The following is an 18,809-nucleotide window of genomic DNA, read 5'->3' as shown; positions in this document are numbered from 1 at the left end:
ACGCAACATTTCTCCCATCTATTTTCGTTTTAATCTCTGTTTACGGCGATTTTTCCCTTCAGCCATTGCTTGTTTGCGTAAATTAGATGATTCAGTGACAGCTTGCTTTTCTTCCTTTACACCATGTATTTTCTTCAGTTCGGCAGCCAATGACGCGATGGTTGGATGGCTGTACATCATGACCACCGGAACCTCGATGCCATATACCGATTTGATATGACCACTCATCTGCAATAAATCAAGAGACGTCGCACCCATTTCAAAGAAATTCTCATTCACATCCGGTTCATGCTTAAAAAAGGAGTTAAGCACATCACTCAATGATGCTTCTAGACGTTCATCTATGACCTGCGAAATCTCTTGAGACGGCGCATCCTCTAGCTGTACAGGTGTTATCCGATGTTTGATTCTCTCCCCCATGTCTCGAACAGATACAAGAATTTGCGGATAATCTAGACGCAGCACTTCTTGGAAGGCCTTTATTCCTTGTTCTGGCGAAATTCCTGCCTGCTCCTCAAGTGCCATCATGTCATTGACTTTGGCAGCTAATGCCGAGTCGTGTGCCATACCGACTTTCTCCCAGCGATCCCAGTTCAAAGAAATAACTGGCTTTCCTTCCTGCCTTTTCGCATGAGCAAAGCTGTCCATAAAGGCATTTGAAGCCGCATAAGCCACTTGTCCAGCCGCTCCAAGAAAGGAAACAAGGGATGAACAAAGCAAGAAGAAATCCAGCGTTTCATCCTCGAGTGCTTTATCCAGCACATAGGTCCCGTTGATTTTTGCCTGACACATGCGAATCTCATCATCTGCTGCTCTTGCTTGAATGATCTTCCCGTCTGCCTCGCCTGCCGCGTGAATGACGCCATGTAAACCACCAAATGCCGTATGAGCCAGCTGAATCGCTTTCTGCACGGCACGTTCATCTGATACATCACCGTGTACAACTTGTACATCAGCCCCTAATTCTTCAAGAGCCAGCAGCTTTTTCACGGCATCAGCTTCTTTCCCAACCGCACCACGCAGCTCATGCCATTCAGAGCGTTCACGTATTCGTGATCGGCTCATGAGCACAAGTTTCGCTTGATACGTTTCTGCTAAATATTTAGCTAGTGTGAGGCCAATGCCGCCCATACCGCCAGTGATGAGATAAACGCCACTAGACCTGAAAGGCTGCATTGACGAGTCCTCTTTGCTTAACGACGTGCTTGAAGCTTTTCGTATCCAGCGGCTGCTCACGCGATAAGCCACGACTGCTTCTTGATCGTGCATCGCTATCTCATATGAAAGAAATAGCGGCCAATTCGCCTTAGTATCCTGACATAAATCAATGTGCTGACACTCTATGTGCTGATATTCTTGAGGAATGGTCAGCGCTAGTCCTGTTAATGTTGCTTGAAGAGGATCGACCTTCTCTATGCCGATGACATCATGCGCTTGGCTCGTCACGAGATGAAGACGCATGTTTGTGTTATGGTATTTGCTGATCAGCCTGACGAGATCGAGCACAGATAAATAGTTTGGCTTGTCTTTGGTATCCTCCGTCAGTTCATCATGCATCCAGATGATCTCTTCAGGGATAAATCCAGATTGCTGTAATTCAGTCATGACCCACTCTAAATGTGACAGCATATGAACGTCTGCCTTCATCAGCTGGTCATTTTCTTTGATCGTATGATCACTTGGACATACGCTGACGACCTCCGCATGCCGTTCTTTCAAATAGGCGCCGATATGACCATTTTTCTCAAAGACCAGCACACGTTTCCCGTGATGATGCTGCTCTTTTAGTACAGGTGAAGAGCGCTCCCACACCGGAATGTAAAACCAGTCTTGAAAATCAGATAAGTGATTCTCCTGCGGTCCTGATGGTGTTGAAGCGGTCATCAGCTGGTCCGCTTTGAACTGTGGTGAGAGGAATATTTGATGCTCAAATGGATACGTTGGCAGTGAAGCTCGATATGGGGCCTCCTCTTTTCTGACAGCGCTCCAGTTCGGCTCCACTCCGTAACTCCACAGCTTTCCTATTGCCTTTTGCATATATTCATCATCAGCAGCTTGCTCTTTTGGATGTCTCACCAATGAAACAGCAGCTGCTTTATTCACATCATAGCGATCGTGGCGTCTCACGAATTGAGTCAATGTATGACCTGGCCCCACTTCAATGAAGACAACCTCTCCAAGTCCAAGTAACGTCTCTATTCCTTGACTAAATAAAACAGGCTGTCTGATATGAGATGCCCAGTAATCAGGTGATGCTGCTTGCTCGTGGGTTAACCAGCTCCCTGTCACATTGGAAACAATCGGTATCTCGCCTTGCTGATAGGTGATCTCAGAAAGAACATCCTTAAACTGATTGGCCGCTTCAGCCATCATACTCGTATGAAAGGCGTGAGAGGTTTTCAGCTTTTGGACAGAAGCCCCTCTTTTCTCAGCTTGTTCGATATATACCTGTAAACGGTCTGTAGGACCGGAAACAACGGATAATTGCGAGCTATTCACAGCAGAAAGCTCGACACCTTCTGGAAGTTCATGCTCAATCTCTTCGGCTGGAAGCGTCACACCAGCCATATCACCTGGAGGCATCTTTTGCATCAAATTGCCTCTTTTTAAAACGATCCGGATCGCATCTTCAAGATGGATGCTACCGGCCACACAAGCAGCTGTGATTTCACCAATACTATGACCAATGAAATAATGCGGACGTATGCCTAGTCCCATCAGCTTAGATGCGAGTGCATACTCAAAACTAAACAAGATGATTTGTGTATAAGACGTTTGCTGCATGAGTTGTTCTGCTTCAATGAAGTCTGCTTCGGTTGTTGGATATAACACTTTCTCGATCTCAACACCTGCCAAGGATAAAATGATGGCAAAACATTTTTGAAGCGTTTGTTTAAATACAGGGTCTTTCTCATATAAATCCTTGCCCATATTGACATACTGTGCACCTTGACCAGAAAACATCCAGACGACCGCAGGCTGCTGAAAGGCCTTTTGAGGCTGTCCAGCTGACTGGAATGTGCGATCGGGGCTTGCAAGAAATGCTTGTCGATAAGGAAAATGCTTTCGTCCCTCCTGCAGCGTAAACGCAGCATGGGATAGCGGCACGTCCTTTTGTTCTTTTAAATAAGAAATGATTTGCTCAGCAGACGTTTGAACCGCCTGCTTCGACCTTGCTGATATCACCATGAGTTCGTGATCCTTGTCTACTGACCGTTTATCGGCAATGGGCGCCTCTTCCATGATGAGATGTACATTCGTACCGCCGACTCCGAATGAACTGACCCCAGCACGCAGCGGCTGCTCTCGTTTCGTCCATGGTACGGGTGTTGTATTCACATAAAACGGGCTTGATTCAAAATCAATTTTTGGATTCGGTCTTTCATAATGAAGACTAGGTGGCAGCGTCTGATGATACAGACTAAGCGTCGTTTTGATAAAACCGGCAATGCCTGCCGCTGAATCAAGATGACCGATATTGGTTTTCACAGACCCGATGGCACAAAACTGTTTTTTATCAGTTTGAAAGGCTTGATTCAGTGACTCAATTTCAACTGGATCGCCAAGGGTCGTACCTGTGCCATGTGCTTCAATATAAGAAATGCTCTCGGCTTCTACACGACTGATCTTGAGCGCCTTTTTAATAATTTCACTTTGCCCTTCAATACTTGGTGCTGTGTAACCAACCTTCCGCCCGCCGTCATTGTTATACGCTGACCCTTTAATCACCCCATAGATGTGATCCTTATCCTTTAGTGCCTGCTTTAATGATTTGAGTACAACAACTCCACAGCCCTCGCCGCCAACTGTTCCTTTTGCCTGTTCATCAAAGGCTCGGCAGTGTCCATCAGGGGACATGATCATGCCCTCTTGATACATGTATCCTTTTTTGTGAGGAGTCGTGATGGTGACGCCGCCAGCGAGTGCCATTTTACATTCCCCAGTGAGCAGGGCGCGTGCCGCTAAATGAACTGCAACCAAAGAGGAGGAACAAGCCGTATCAACAGCCACACTCGGTCCCTTCAAATTCAATTTATAGGACACCTTTGTGTTCATAAAATCTTTATCTGTCAACTGAACAGCCGCAAACTGCTCAGATGAGTTATTCGTTCTCATCAGCATGGAAGCAGCTTGCCAATATAAATTGGCAGAAGCAGCACCAAATAAACCGATCGGCTCCTGATAGGTTTCAGGGTTATAGCCTGCATCTTCAAGGGATTCCCACGCCACTTCATGAAACATGCGGATTTGCGGGTCCATTACTTCTGCCTCACGCTGTGAATAACCAAAGAAATCTGCATCAAAGTGATCATGCTGATCTACTGCTCCTTTGGCACGTACATATTGCTCATGATCCAGAGCTTCTTGTCCAACCCCCGCCTCAAGCAATTCTTCCTTAGAAAAAAACGTAATGGACTCTCTTCCATTTGCAAGGTTATCCCAGAAGCTATGAATATTCTTCGCTCCCGGAAATCGGCAGGCCATACCAACCACTGCAACCTCTAATCCTGTTAACTTACTCATCTATCATCCCGCCTAACAGTTGTGCGGCACTTTCTAAGTCATCCGCTTCATTTTCTCCATCAGCTTCTATTTGTTTATCTTGTCCTGCTGATTTGTTTTTTAATTGGGCTGCTATTTGTGAAACAGTTGTATATTGGAACAGCTCCATCACTGTCAGCTCCTGCTGAAATTCCTCTTTCACTTTATTGGACAGCTCAACGATATTAAAAGAGTTCCCGCCCAAATCGAAAAACGGTTCATCTAATCGAATGTGAGAAGCAGGGACTTGTAAAATTGAAGCGAAAATGCGAACAAGCTTCTGCTCTGTTTCATTGTGTGCTTGAATGGCCACTGGCTCTTGCCCGCCTGGTAGCTGATCTTCTGAATTCGGCAGCGCTTGAATATCTAATTTCCCTGATAGATTCAAAGGAAATTGCTCTACTTGAATCAAATGCCTTGGCACCATATAACCTGGTAATCTCCCACTGAGAGATTGACGAAGTACACGCTGATCTATGACTTGTTTTGCCATCAAATATGCGCAAATGTATTGGTCCTGCTCCGTCGTCTCCTTAGGGATCACAATGACATCTTGGATCAGTCCTTGCATATTCGGATCATCAAGAATAGCTCTGCGGATCTCCTCCAGCTCAATTCGATACCCTCTGATTTTCACTTGGCTGTCGTTCCTTTTGGCAAATTCCAATACCCCATCAAACCGCCACCTTGCAAGGTCTCCCGTACCGTATAACACCCCGCTGCTTAACTCTGGTTTTTTGATAAATTTCTCCTTGCTCAGATCAGGATGATTGATGTACCCACGCCCTACACCATCGCCTGAGATATACAGTTCACCAAAGACGCCTATCGGAACTGGCTCCCCTTGCGCGTCACATATGAAGATACGCTCATTTGGCATCGGCTTCCCAATAGGAATGACCTGTTCATCCCAGTCAGGCGGAATCAAAAAGGATGACGATTGAACAGTACATTCAGTAGGCCCATATGCATTAATCATGATGGGTTTTTCACTTGATACATGCTGTAAAAATTGATCCATCAGCTCTTTTGTAAATACTTCTCCGCCTACAAGCAGCATGTTCAAAGCAGGCAGATCCTGTTTCGATTGCCCTGCTGCCTTGTTCATCAGCTTTAAATGAGAGGGTGTCACATCTGACAGCTGAATGTGGTTTTCTTGATAAAAATCCCACAACGCATGCCCATCCATACGAACTTCATCTTTGGCAATATGCAGCGTATGTCCAAGCAACAATGTTGGAAACAACGTTTGAACAGACGCATCAAAAATATGTGAAGCCAGCATCCCCACTTGCAAATCATCTGGAAGCAGATCAAAAAAGCGTGTTTTCATTCCGTACACCAAATTTATGACATGACGATGTTCAATGATGACCCCTTTCGGATGTCCTGTTGTACCTGATGTATACAGGACATAAGCCATATCCGAAGGCGAAATTGACCAAGTCAGGTTTTCTTTTATTTCCGATTCATGAAGCATGTCTTGAATGACATGAACCTCGACATCCAATCCTTCATGTCCGGCTGCATCCGATACAATGGCTGTAGCGCCACTGTTTTTGAGCATATACCGAATTCTTTCGATCGGCAGATGGACATCAATCGGTAAATAAGCATAGCCAGCCTTTAAGATGCCAAGAATGGCAATCACAAGTTCAGCAGACCGATACATTCTGAGACCAACTGGGGTCTCCCGTGTCATCTGACTTTGAGAGAGTCTAAGCGCAATGCGATCCGATAAATGGTCAACCTCTTTATATGTATAGGAGGTGGTGCCAAACACAACGGCCGTTCGTGCTGGATGCAATTGGACTTGCTGTTGAAATAAAGACACAATATCACGATCTACTGGATAAGCGAGCGGCTCCCCTTGAAACGCATCAAACAACTGACTTTTCTCCATGTCAGATAGAAATGAGTGTGTGCTCATCGCTTGTTCAGGCGCTTTGAGCAATTGCTCTGTGAGTGTCATGAAATGCCTGGAGAACTGCTCCATCATTTGATCGTCATAGTTGGAAGCATCCCAGTGAACTTCGGCATGAAGCTGATCTTGTGCTTTCTTCCAAACAATGAGCACATCCGCATTTAATTGCATTCGGTCAGCCTGTCCATGCAATGTCTCAAATGCACATGCCAGATTGACACGCTCCTTGCCGTCTCCTAATGAATGCCAAAGTTCCTCCATTAAAATATGAACAGGATAGTTTTGATGACGTACTGCCTCCTGAAACGATCGCTTCACTGCATCTAACCCTGCGCTGAAGCTCATATGAGGATCAATCTCTGCCTTGAGTGGCAGCATATGATTAATGGCAGATTGATTGGCGGACTGTTCCATTGTAGGAACAGTCACCATCAACTCAGTTTTTCCGCTGTAACGGTGTAGCAAGCCAAAAGCAGCTGTGGTCAGCACGATAAACATCCGCAAATCAGAATCTCCACATAATTGCTTTAACGACTGGTTCACAGCCATAGGGAAGGACGAATGAAGCGATCGGTTCATTGCAGCAGGCTTGGCTTGTGAAACCGTATGGGGAATGCGGCCATCCAGCTGGACACCTGATAAAATAGATGTCCAGTAGGCTCTTTCCTTCACCTTTTCCTTTGCCGCTGCTTTCAGTTGAAAATCATCATGTTCAATCACTCTTCCGTTCACCTCTTTACTTATATTTTTAAGTCATCTAATTCGAAAAGAGATACGTCGTCTAATTGCTTGAATGAAGAAATCAGTTCGATATCCTCTAATCTCACTGCATCTATTGAGACAGCTCGCATGATGTCTTTTAGTAAGCCGGCAATCCGATGAATGGTTTCCTCTGTGAAAAGCGCTGTATTATATTCAATCGTTGAAGAAAGACCGTCTTCCTGCTCATACGCAATCCACAGTAAATCAAACCGCGACGTTCCTGTCTCATACGGATAATCACTAAAGGTTAAACCGCCTACCTTCAGTTCTGGCTGATTCATATTTTGTAAAGCGAACACAGCATCAAACAATAGATTCCGGCTGACATTCCGGCTCAGCTGCAGGTCTTGGACCATTTGTTCATATTGAAATTCTTGATGTCCGAAATCATCGATCACATGCGCCTTCACAGCGTGAAGGAATTCACTGTACGTCATCTCTGCTTTAGGATATAAACGAAGGGGCAGCATATTGACAAAGATACCGATGACTTGCTGCAGCTCCTCTTGTTTTCTTCCTGCTACTGGAACCCCAACCGTGATATCTGATTGCCCGCTTAATTTATGAAGCAAAATCTGATACAGACTTAACAGCCCCATAAACAGCGTTGCGTCTTCTTTTAAAATGACCTGTTTAAACGCGTTCAGCTCCGCTTCTTCAATACGGAACGTATAATGTCCGCCGCGGAATTGTCTCACCTCAGGCCGGTCGAAATCTGTTGGCAGATCAAGTGCAGGTGCACCTTCTAAACGGTTTTTCCAGTAGTCACTCGATGCTTTAAGGGCATCAGAAGCAAGCATGTCATTTTGCCATTCAGAAAAATCTTTATATTGAAGAGCTAGAGGCTCAAGCGTCCTTCCGTCATATAACTGCATAAAGTCGTTGACCAAAATATCTTGAGAAAGACCATCTGAGATAATGTGATGCATGTCCAGCATGAGCACGAACTCCTCTTCTGCCACCTTCATCACACCTACCCTCATCAATGGAGCCTCACTTAACGTAAAGGCAGTCAAAAATTGCTCAATCACTTGTTTTTGATCTTCCTCAGATGCTTGTGTCGATCCCTTTGTGAGATCAAACAATGTGACAGCAAACGGCACCTCTTGTTCGATCTTTTGATAAGGCACGCCATTCTCGAGTACAAACGCTGTCCGCAAACTTTCATGACGCTTAATGAGCTGCTGAAATGCCCATTCCAATCTGCTGATATCGAGCTTCCCTTTGATTCGCCCCGCTTTAAATTCGTTGTATCCTGTGCTGCTCAGATCCATTTGCTGCATGAGATACAAGCGTTTTTGCGCAGACGACAGAGGATAATGTTCCTTCACTTCTGCTTTTTCAATCACATGATAAGCCGCTGTATCTGCTTGATCGATATATTCTGCCATTGATCGAATCGTTGGCATTTGGAAGAATTGAGGCAGCGTCAGCTCTACACTGAATGCGCGATGAATGATACCAATAAAGGTGATCGCCTTTAGGGAATCTCCACCCATTTCAAAGAAATGATCATCTATGCCAATTTCGTCAATCTTAAAGAAAGCTTGCCACTGTTGACTTAGTTCCTTCTCCAGCTCCGTTTCAGGTGCCACATAATTCGTTGACAGCGCTGGTCGAGAATACAAAGTTCCATCTTGTACATACGCTCCGCCGCTCTCTTCTTCACGGGATAAACGATCTACATACCGGTGAATTCGATCATGTAAGTCTGTTGTCGAAATAACAATTTGTTCAACTTGTTGCAGTGAAAGTAATCGTTCGAAGATCATTCTTCCATCTTTTTCTGTCATCAACGTTTCGGTGAGGTCATCTCCGATTGGAAGATCCAGCTGCTTACCCTGCTCAAATTCCCAGCCGTCAAAGCTAATCACAGACCACTGCGTTTGTGAACGTAGATTGCGTTCATGCACGTACGCATCAATGAAATGATTCACGGCTGTATAAGCTGTAAAACCAAGTCCGCCCAATATCGGCGACAAAGATGACAGAACAAAGCAGAAATCAAGTGATCGATCACCTAAGGCGGCATCGAGATGAAGTACACCGTTCATCTTCGCCTCAAAATGCGGTTCTGAGAAAGTGTCATCTGTTTGCTCCATCACCCGGAATGATTGATCGCCTGTCACTCCTGCTGCATAGATTACACCGTCAATCTGGCCATAGGAGGCATCCACTGCGTTGATTAATTGCTGGATATCTTCCCGGTGACGAACGTCCACTTTCTTTATCAGAACTTCTGCGCCAGCCTCTTCTAGTGCCATGACCTTTTGAATTTTTTTCTTGGTTGGATCTTGTTCATCATGCGTAGCCAGCCATTCTTGCCACTTGCTTCTATCAGGCAGTCCAGACCTGCTCGTTAAGATCAATTTCCCCTTAGTTTGCTCGGCCAAAGTCTGGGCGAGGTTCAATCCAATAAACCCAAGCCCGCCAATTAACATGTACACACCATCTTTTTTAGCTAAGTGAGCATGTCCTGTTTCGGGAACTGAACCTTTCGCATACTTTTTCACATATCGCTTATTCCGTCGATAGACAGTGAGAAGCTGTCCATACTCCCGGTCTAGTTCATCGCTGATTTGTTTCAACAATCTCTTTTCCTGAACCCCATTTTCCACTGGACGATCCACATCAAGAATGCGATAACGCAAGGTCGGTGTTTCTTGAGAAATAACCAAGGCAGGTCCAAGATGGATCGCTTTTTCAGGATAAAGCACAGGCTCTCCGCCAACGGCATACGTCAATGAGGAAAGAACTGTCATCGACACCTTTTGGTCCAAGACATATTTCTTCAGCGCCTGGCCGATATAAAGCAAGGAGTAATAGGCATTTTGCTGCGTGTGCTTCACCCATTCTTCTTCCGTGTGAGATGGTTGTCGATCTGAAAGTCCCCAAAGATGACAAACATCTGTCACGTTGATTTGATCATTTACGAGATTTGATATGAGCTTTTCATAATCAGAAGGCTCATGTGAACGAATGGTATAGGTTTTTTCATCATGCTTCGTAAATTGTTCTCCTTTATGAACCACAACGTGCTCTTTCCGTTTCGTCAGAAGTTCAGCTGCTACTTTCTCTCCGAAAACAGATGTCTCTGCAAACAAAAGCATGGCTCCGGCAGAGGAAACATCTGATGGCGCACCAGGTAAAAGATCCGCTTCCCAATGAGGGGTATAGAACCATTCTTCCATTTGCTGCTTTCTTCCTGACTGCTTTGGTTTGTCGCGCTTTACACTATCTGATGCATCATACCAATAGGAGGTACGATCAAACGCATATGTTGGTAGTGGCAATTTCAGCGGCTGACGGTTCATATGGAATCGATCCCAATCAATGGATAACCCGTGTGTCCATAGGCGTCCGATCTGTCCAAGTAAAAATTCAGTATCTGTCACATCTTGTTTTGCATGTCTTAACACATGGCACACATGTTGATTCAGGCCATTGAGAGACCGGTTGACCATCACGCTTAAATCTTGTCCTGGTCCAATCTCAATTAATTGAATATTTTCCTCTTGTAAGATATTCGTGATGCCTTCAGCAAAGCGAACCGTATCGGTCATATGCCGTTTCCAATAAGACACATCTCCAGCACTCGTGTCTGTCATCCAATCTCCTGATAAATTCGAAATGAATGGAATACGGAGCTGATTGGCTTTTATATGCTGCAATTTTTCTCCGAATTGCTCCGCTGCCTCCTTCATGACATGTGAGTGGGCCGCAATGGTTCCGCCTAATCGCATACACATCAATCTGTTGTTCCTCAGTTCTTTTTCAAATTCACTGATCGCCTCTTCAAGCCCTGATACGATACATGAGGAATCATTGACCACCGCAAGAGAAACTTCCTTTGGAAGCATCGGTTTTAACTCTGCTTCAGGTAACGGAACACTCATCATGACGCCAGCTGGTGACGCCTGCATGGCGTTCGCGCGATAGGCGACCATGGACATCGCATCTTTTAAGCTGAATACGCCAGATACAGCTGCTGCCGTTAATTCGCCAAAACTATAGCCGATCATCGCATCAGGACGAATGCCCCAAGCAATGAAGAGCATTGAGAGTGAATATTCAATGGCAAAAATGGCTGGCTGTGCATATTGAGTACTTGCCAATTTTTCGCGCGCCTTTTCTGTTTCAGCCGCTAATGGATAAAGAATACGGGCAAGACTTCGCCCAGTTGCTTCTTCATATGCTTTAAAACAAGCATCCATTTGCTCCTTAAAATAAGGCTCTTCCTGATACAAATTCAATCCCATATTGAGGTATTGGTTGCCTTGTCCTGAAAACATAAAAATAATCTTCTGTTTTTCAACATGCGAATGCATGAGCTTTCCAATGCCCTTGCCTTGCTTTTCTGTTAACACACGCAAGGCATCTTCTCTGCTTCCGGCAACAAATGCTTGACGGAAACCAAAGAATTGTCTGCCTGTTTGCAGGGTATATGCTGCGTCTGCCAAATTGATAGAAGTCGTGTTTTCAATTTGGTTCACGAGTTTTTCTTTCATTCTTTCCATGCTCGTTTTGCTCTTCGCTGATAGGACAAGCAGCTCAGCAGAACGAGGCATTTGCTTACGATCTCTTTGTGGTGCTTCTTCCAATATGACATGTGCATTTGTTCCACCCATTCCAAATGAGCTCACCCCAGCCCGGCGTAAATGTGAAGCTGGCTGCTTCCAGTCGGTCAGTTCGGTGTTCACAAAGAATGGACTATGCTCAAATGCGATGTTTTCATTGGCCTTTTTGAAGTGAAGACTTGGCACAAATGTATGATGCTGAAGCGAAAGCACGGCTTTGATCAAGCCAGCGGCTCCTGCTGCTGCATCCAAATGTCCAATATTTGTTTTCACAGACCCAATGCGGCAAAATTGTTTTTTCTCTGTTTGGAAAGCTTTTGAGAGCGCCTCTATTTCTATCGGATCACCAAGAGACGTTCCTGTTCCGTGTGTTTCCACATATTCAATCGTATCTGGTGAAACATCTGCCTGATGTAAGGCATCCTGAATGACACGAGTCTGTCCTTCCACGCTTGGTGCATTGAAGCCAACCTTTTGATCACCATCATTGTTGATGGCAGAGCCCTTAATGACCGCATAAATATGGTCACCATCTTCTATGGCTTCACTAAGTGCTTTTAAAGCAACAAGACCAACGCCATCTCCGCCCACTGTTCCATCTGCTTGATCGTCAAAGGCGCGGCAATGACCATCGCTTGATTTCACCATGTTCTGCTGATAAATGTAGCCTGATTTTACTGGGTGCAAGATTGACACCCCTCCCGCAAGCGCTACATCTGAATCACCATTGGCGATGGATTGACAGGCCAAATGCAGGGCGACCAGAGAAGTCGAACAAGCGGTTTGAAGCGTCAGTGCCGGACCTTTCAAATTCAATTTATGGGCAATTCTTGTACTCACGGTATACGTATCATTGAGTGAACCCACTTCAAACAGCTCTGACATACTGCTATCAAGGGAAGATGCAAATCGCTGAATCCATTGAAAATTCGATGTGGACCCAGTAAACAAACCGACCTTACCTGGATAATCTTCCTGTACGTATCCTGCATCTTCTAGGGCCTTATAGGCGTACTCATGCAGGAGGCGGATTTGAGGATCCATCATTTCTGCCTGACCTGGCGAATAACCGAAGAAGGCTGCGTCAAATAAATCAGGTCCATCGATCACACCTTTTGCTCTCACATAATCGGAACGCTCGAAGGTTTGACGGTCAATTCCAGCTTCGAGCAGTTCTTCATCGGAAAAGAATGAAATCGATTCTTCTCCTTTCTTCAAATTCCGCCAAAATGCCTCAACATTTTTCGCACCAGGGAATTTACCTGCCATTCCAATAATCGCAATTGGCTCGTTGTCTTTTCTTCTCTTTTGGTTCGCAGGCTGCGTGCCTGCCGCTTCCTGCTCTGATGCGCCGCTTAAATACGCTGCAAGCTCTCTAATCGTCGGACGGCGGAACATTTCTACCATTGGAATGCTTTGTTTTAATTGCTTAGCCAGCTGTTGGTTGACATGGATCAGATTGAGAGAATGCCCGCCAATGTCAAAGAATTTGTCATGAACGCTTACCTCATCTAAGCCAAGGACTTTTTTCCAAATGTCCTGAATGACCTTCTCTGTTTCAGAAAGATTGTCAGAGCCCGCCAGCTTTTTCGTTTTCTGTGCCTGCTTCAAAGCAGGCAGTGCCCGTTTATCTAGCTTGCCATTAGCAGTCAGCGGCATATCATCCAATTGCACAAAGTGCGATGGAATCATATAATCCGGCAGCTGATCAGCCAATGCTTGTTTCATGGCAGGTTCATCTAGTATGGCTGTCGTAACAACATACGCTGCCAAACATGGTGTACCAGAGGCATCTGGCTTCACAACGACAGCTGCTGCTTTGACCCCTGGCTGTTCATTCAGCCAGAATTCAATTTCACCTGTTTCGATACGATAGCCTCTCAGCTTCACTTGATCATCATTTCGTCCTAAAAACTGAATAAGTCCATTAGGCAGGATGCGGGCTGCATCACCTGTTTTATAAATTTTTTCACCTGGCTGGAAAGGGTGGTCGACAAATCGCTCTTCGGTTAGTTCTGGGCGATTCAAATAGCCTTTTGCGACACCTTTTCCCCCAATGTATAATTCACCGACGGTCCCTTCCGGCATGAGATTCATATGTCTGTCAAAAAGAAGAATATCTGTATGCTGAGCGGGCTTACCAATCGGCACATACACGTCTTGATCACGGTCTGCGTCATATCGATGAATCATGCAGCCAACAACCGTTTCAGTCGGTCCATATTCATTTACAATTTCAATTGGCTGCGGGAATGATTGCTGTATGGATTTCGCTAGAGATGCTTCCAGTTGTTCTCCGCCTAAAATGAAGCATTTCATTTGGCTGTCTGGGAAAGACAGATGCTTAATAAACTGTAAATGAGATGGTGTCAGTTTCATCACATGTACGCGATTATCTTTTATAATGTCTTCGACAAGCAGCTGCCTGTTTTCATGGTGATAAATCATGATGGTATTTCCTGAAATCAGTGGTGTGAAAATAGAAGTAACCGTCAGGTCAAATGACAGTGAAGTATACAAAGCAAAATGCCTTGTTTCTCCTCGAACATATACTTGTTTCGCCCAATCAATATAGTTGGCTAAGCCAAGATGGTGAATGAGTACACCTTTAGGTCTTCCTGTCGTTCCTGATGTATAAATGCAGTAGGCTGTTTGATCTGAGGTGATGGCTGTTGCCAGGTTGTCTGATGGTCCGGTGTATAGATCCGGCTGTGTAATATCAATTTTTTCTCCGTTATAGGCATACGTAAGCCCGTTAATCGGATGTGTTAGGAGCCATTCTACTCCGCTGTCTTCTAATAAATATTCTATTCGTTCCTGCGGGTATTCAGGATCAATTGGTACGTAAGCACCGCCAGCTTTTAAAATGGCCAAGCATGCTATCACCATTTCAATGGAATGCTCTGCTAAAATACCGACACGCTGCTCCTGTTTGACCCCTTTCTTTTGTAAATAATGTGCGAGCTGATTCACTCTCTTGTTGAGTTGTTCATATGTAACCGTCGTATCGCCAAACTCAACTGCCGCTGCCGCTGGCGTTTGTTCCACTTGCTCTTCAAATAGGTCAATCACCGTCGGTTCATTGCAAGAAGTTGCCCCGCCATATTGACGAAAGACCGCTAGCTGCTTTTGTTTCTCTTCTTCTGATAGCAGCTGTAATTGAGACGCAGATTTGTGCGGATGAGCACAGGCATCAGACAGGAGATGGAGAAAATGCTGACACCACTTTTCGATTTGTTCAGCTGAAAAACTGACGGGGTTATACACCAATGAGAAATGCAGCTGATCATCAAACGCCTGCACACTAAGCGTAAGATCGAATTCCGTCTGCTCTGTCATCTCAAATCCACGAATACGAACAGGATGATCGCTTTTCGTTAGCATTCGATCAAGTGGATAGTTTTCAATGACGACGATTGAATCAAATAACGATTGCTCTGCTGTTATCCCTGCATACTTCTTTAAATCAGATAGCGGCGTATGTTCATATTCATTTCTCACAGCTACCTCACGATTGACTTGCTGCATAAGTTCAAGAATAGACCTATCCTGTTCGAATGAGACCCGCAGCGGTAATGTGTTAATGAACAGGCCAGTCATCTTCTCGATATGAGGGACATTCGCATTTCTTCCTGATACTGTTGTTCCAAACACAATATCATCTTGGTTGGCATACTTAGATAGCAAAACGCCCCACAGCGTATACATCACAGATGCCAATGTCACGTCATGTTTGTTCGTGAATTCGCTCAGGCTCTCAGCAATAGAAGCATCCACTTGATGTTCATATTTGTGAAAGGCTGCTGAAGCTTCATGTATGCTGCCTGACTTCGGAAGCAGTTCTGCATAACTCCAGCCGTTGAAAACATTTTTCCAATAGGAGGCCTGTGCTTCTGTCTGCTGAAGGATGTTCTGCTGCCATTTGACAAATGATTGGTAGGACGGCCTTTGTTCAAGAAGCGGTTTGTCCCCATTTGATAAACGCTCATATGCACTCATCCAATCACTTAATACAATCCCAAGGCTCCATCCATCCAATAAAATGTGGTGGAAGCTAATGAGAACCCAGCTGACTTCTTCATTTACCTCACATAACGTCAGACGAAATGGGACTTGCTGTAGATCAAAACGTTCTTCTCGTTCCTGTGTCGCCACTTCCTCTTTCAGCAGATGAAGAGGCTGCACAGTTTGAGTCAAATCACGATATCGAATGTCAGGCTGATGCTGTTTCAGAACAATTTGTACAGGCCTTGCGAGCTCCTGCCATCTAAACAATGTTCTAAGCATTTCATGCTGTTTGGTGACATTCGTCCAAGATTGTTCAAAGATTTCTCGATCAAGCGGACCATCTATCTGGATCAGCAGTTGTTCAAAATAAGCCGTTCCGTTTGGTTCCATTAAATGATGAAACAGCAGTCCTTCTTGGATCGTAGTGATACCTAACATATTTTCAATGTTCTGTTTATCCAGCTTCTGCGGCTTTAAAGCCATGGGATCATCTCCTTTCTCTCTAAGAATGCTTCACGAAATAATGGCGTAAACCATAGTTAGCAATGACCTGCTGCTGAATTTGTGAAGTCCCTTCAATAATTTCAAGCACCTTCGCTTCACGATACAGTCTTGAAGCTGAATTTTCCCGGCTAAATCCGCTTCCACCATGGATTTGGACATTTGTATTTGTAATATCAACGGCGATTTTAGATGTGAAATATTTTGCGATTGATGTCTCTGTGATGGCATCAGGATGCTGCGCTTGTCTCATTTCTCCGGCCTTTAGGCATAAGGCTCTCGCTGCATGGAGCTGGGTGACCGCATCTCCGATCATGCCTTTGATCATTTGATGCTTGTAAAGTTTTTCATTAAATTGTGTTCTTTTACGTGAATACGTGACGAGAGAATCAACGGCTTCCTGTGCAATGGCAAGCCCTGCCCAAGCAACACTGTATCTTCCATGATCTAAAGCAAGTGACACCACATGGTTAAATCCGCCCCCAACTGGTCCTAAGACACAGTCTTCATGCACCTGTACATGATCGAGGGTGATTTCTGCTAAATAAGACGCTCGGTTGGCCATCATTCCTGTAATCCTCTCAATCTCTACACCTGGCTGATCTCGCTCGACAAGGAATGCGGTGACTTGTTCGCCATCTCTAGCAATCACAATAAAGAAATCCGCAATCGCTCCAAAGGAAATCCACTTTTTCTTCCCATTCAAGACATAAGACTGTCCATCCTTTTGATAGCTTGTTTCAACATGATTGGCATCTGATCCAATATTCGGCTCTGACAAAGCAAAGGCACCGATTTTTTCCCCTTTGGCTAATGCAACGAGCCAGCCTTGTTTTTGGTCTTCTGTTCCATAACGAAGAATGGCTTCTCCTACGAGAGAGTTCACTGTCAATAATGTCCGTACATTACAGCAAGCTTTCCCTACTTGTTCAGTGAACTGTCCATACGCAATCGGATCAAGCCCCAGTCCTTGATAGGATGATGGGATACCTGCTGCCAAGTAGCCTCTTTTCGCCATATCGCGAATCAGCGACTCCGGCAAATGTTCTGTTTCATCGAATTCATTGGCAAACGGACGGATATGTTCATCGCAATACTGTCGTATTTCCTCAATGGCATCAATTGTTTGTTCAGCTGTTTTCATGAAGGGCCGCCCCCTGTTGTTTTTTCTCAATTAAGGAGACAATGCGATTGACCGTACTAAAATTGGCAATGTCGAGGTCTTCGTTGTCTAACTGGAAGTGAAAGTCATGTTCAATGTAGTTCACTAGTTTCATCGCAAAGAGAGAATTGACAAAGCCTTGTTCAAAAATGTGATCATCATTTCCTAACTCAATTTCTTCATCAAATACCACTAGGTTTTGCTCGATATATGCTCTTACTTGTTCGTGTAGGTTCATGATTCAATCTCCTCGCTTTTCGCTTTTTTATTGTTTGGCTGGGGCTTTTTGGTCAATCTCAACTTTGACATCTACGTATTCTGGGAAAGGCTGAATCAAGCTTAAATCGTTTTCAAACAAAATATAGCCATCCTCCCCATTCTCGATTTCTTTGAAATTCGCAAACTTGTATGTGATATACATCATGCGGTTTCGGTCTGTTTGTTTAAAGTCGGCCACAAGCCGCTTTCCTCGCTTTTTCGCTTCTTGCAAAATCGTTGTGAGTAAAATGGTCCCGACACCTCGAGACATGACGCGGCAAGACATGAGCAGCAGTTTGACATGCCAGGTGTCACCTATTTCTTCTATTAATGAGAGTCCAATTTTCCCATAGGACCCGAATTTGTCTTCAAGTTCACAGACAAGCAGCAAGTGAGCATCTGATTGACGGAAGTAATCAAGCTCTGCATAATCGTAGGTTTTTCCGCTTGCATTTAATTGATTGGTACGGACAGTTAGTTCTTCGGCTCGCTGGAGGTCCTGTTCTCCTGCTTCCGATATAACGAATTTCATATGTAAAGACGCCAAAAATTTCTCAGGCGGCCCTTCATATTTCTCTTCTTCCTGCTGCCTTTTATCCGCTTCTAAGTACATTTTTCTGCGTCGTCTTGCATCCTCTGTGATAAAGACTGGACGCAGCCGATCATCTGTGAGCAACGTCATATAATCCACCGCATCCCAGCACGTAATCTCCGGATGAACAGCCTTCACTTCTTCTCGTTCAAATGGCTGATCATCAATAAAGAGAATGGTATCTTTATGAATATTCAAGCGCTCGCTGATTCTCTTTAATGAACTAGATTTGGCATTCCAATGAATCTCTGGATAGAGGAAGAAATGATCGATTCCGAAGGCGGAGAGCTTTTCCTTCACGGCTGTTTCATCATTTCGGCTTGCGATAGAAAGAAGGATACCGCGCTCATCTAGCTCCGTTAACACTTCCTTGATCGATGGCTTTAACGTCACCTCATCTGATTCAAGTAAAATCCCATCCCATAATGTATGATCTAAATCCCAGACAACACACTTGATTTGCTTAGCCATTTTGTTTTCTCC

Annotated in this window: 6 protein-coding genes; all 6 read right to left on the bottom strand. The window is 44.7% G+C overall.

Annotated features, from left to right (window positions below; translation table 11 throughout):
* Nucleotides 1-18 precede the first annotated feature (18 nt).
* The 6 genes from NPA43_RS03330 to NPA43_RS03305 are packed head-to-tail and all read right to left on the bottom strand — an operon-like array spanning nucleotide 19 to nucleotide 18,797.
* A complete protein-coding gene (locus NPA43_RS03330; protein ID WP_256499367.1) occupies nucleotides 19-4,524 on the bottom strand; it encodes a type I polyketide synthase in 4,506 nt (1,501 codons plus the stop codon).
* Complete coding sequence (locus tag NPA43_RS03325; RefSeq protein ID WP_256499366.1) at nucleotides 4,517-7,186, bottom strand: non-ribosomal peptide synthetase; 2,670 nt, start codon at nucleotides 7,184-7,186, stop codon at nucleotides 4,517-4,519. Before NPA43_RS03325 ends, NPA43_RS03330 begins: the two co-directional genes overlap by 8 nt.
* Before the next feature lie 20 nt (nucleotides 7,187-7,206).
* Complete coding sequence (locus NPA43_RS03320) at nucleotides 7,207-16,296, bottom strand: non-ribosomal peptide synthetase/type I polyketide synthase (RefSeq protein WP_256499365.1); 9,090 nt, start codon at nucleotides 16,294-16,296, stop codon at nucleotides 7,207-7,209.
* A 19-nt stretch (nucleotides 16,297-16,315) separates the two neighbouring features.
* Entirely contained in the window at nucleotides 16,316-17,458 is a 1,143-nt protein-coding gene (locus NPA43_RS03315) for an acyl-CoA dehydrogenase family protein (RefSeq protein WP_230031529.1), read from the bottom strand.
* Nucleotides 17,445-17,714 carry an acyl carrier protein gene (locus NPA43_RS03310; protein ID WP_034320179.1) on the bottom strand — a complete coding sequence of 90 codons (270 nt, stop codon included), beginning with the start codon at nucleotides 17,712-17,714 and terminating at the stop codon, nucleotides 17,445-17,447. Before NPA43_RS03310 ends, NPA43_RS03315 begins: the two co-directional genes overlap by 14 nt.
* Before the next feature lie 27 nt (nucleotides 17,715-17,741).
* Nucleotides 17,742-18,797, bottom strand: a complete 1,056-nt coding sequence (locus NPA43_RS03305) for an HAD-IIIC family phosphatase (protein WP_230031528.1) — start codon at nucleotides 18,795-18,797, stop codon at nucleotides 17,742-17,744.
* Between the last annotated feature and the right edge of the window lie 12 nt (nucleotides 18,798-18,809).

Origin of the sequence: Bacillus pumilus (assembly GCF_024498355.1) — a bacterium.
Lineage (GTDB): Bacteria > Bacillota > Bacilli > Bacillales > Bacillaceae > Bacillus > Bacillus pumilus_P.
This window is presented reverse-complemented; position numbering and strand designations above follow the sequence as displayed.

Bases quoted from the DNA above. Each gene is read 5' to 3' on its own strand.
- NPA43_RS03305 (WP_230031528.1), bottom strand. From the start codon at position 18,797: ATGGCTAAGCAAATCAAGTGTGTTGTCTGGGATTTAGATCATACATTA.
- NPA43_RS03330 (WP_256499367.1), bottom strand. From the start codon at position 4,524: ATGAGTAAGTTAACAGGATTAGAGGTTGCAGTGGTTGGTATGGCCTGC.
- NPA43_RS03310 (WP_034320179.1), bottom strand. From the start codon at position 17,714: ATGAACCTACACGAACAAGTAAGAGCATATATCGAGCAAAACCTAGTG.
- NPA43_RS03315 (WP_230031529.1), bottom strand. From the start codon at position 17,458: ATGAAAACAGCTGAACAAACAATTGATGCCATTGAGGAAATACGACAG.
- NPA43_RS03320 (WP_256499365.1), bottom strand. From the start codon at position 16,296: ATGGCTTTAAAGCCGCAGAAGCTGGATAAACAGAACATTGAAAATATG.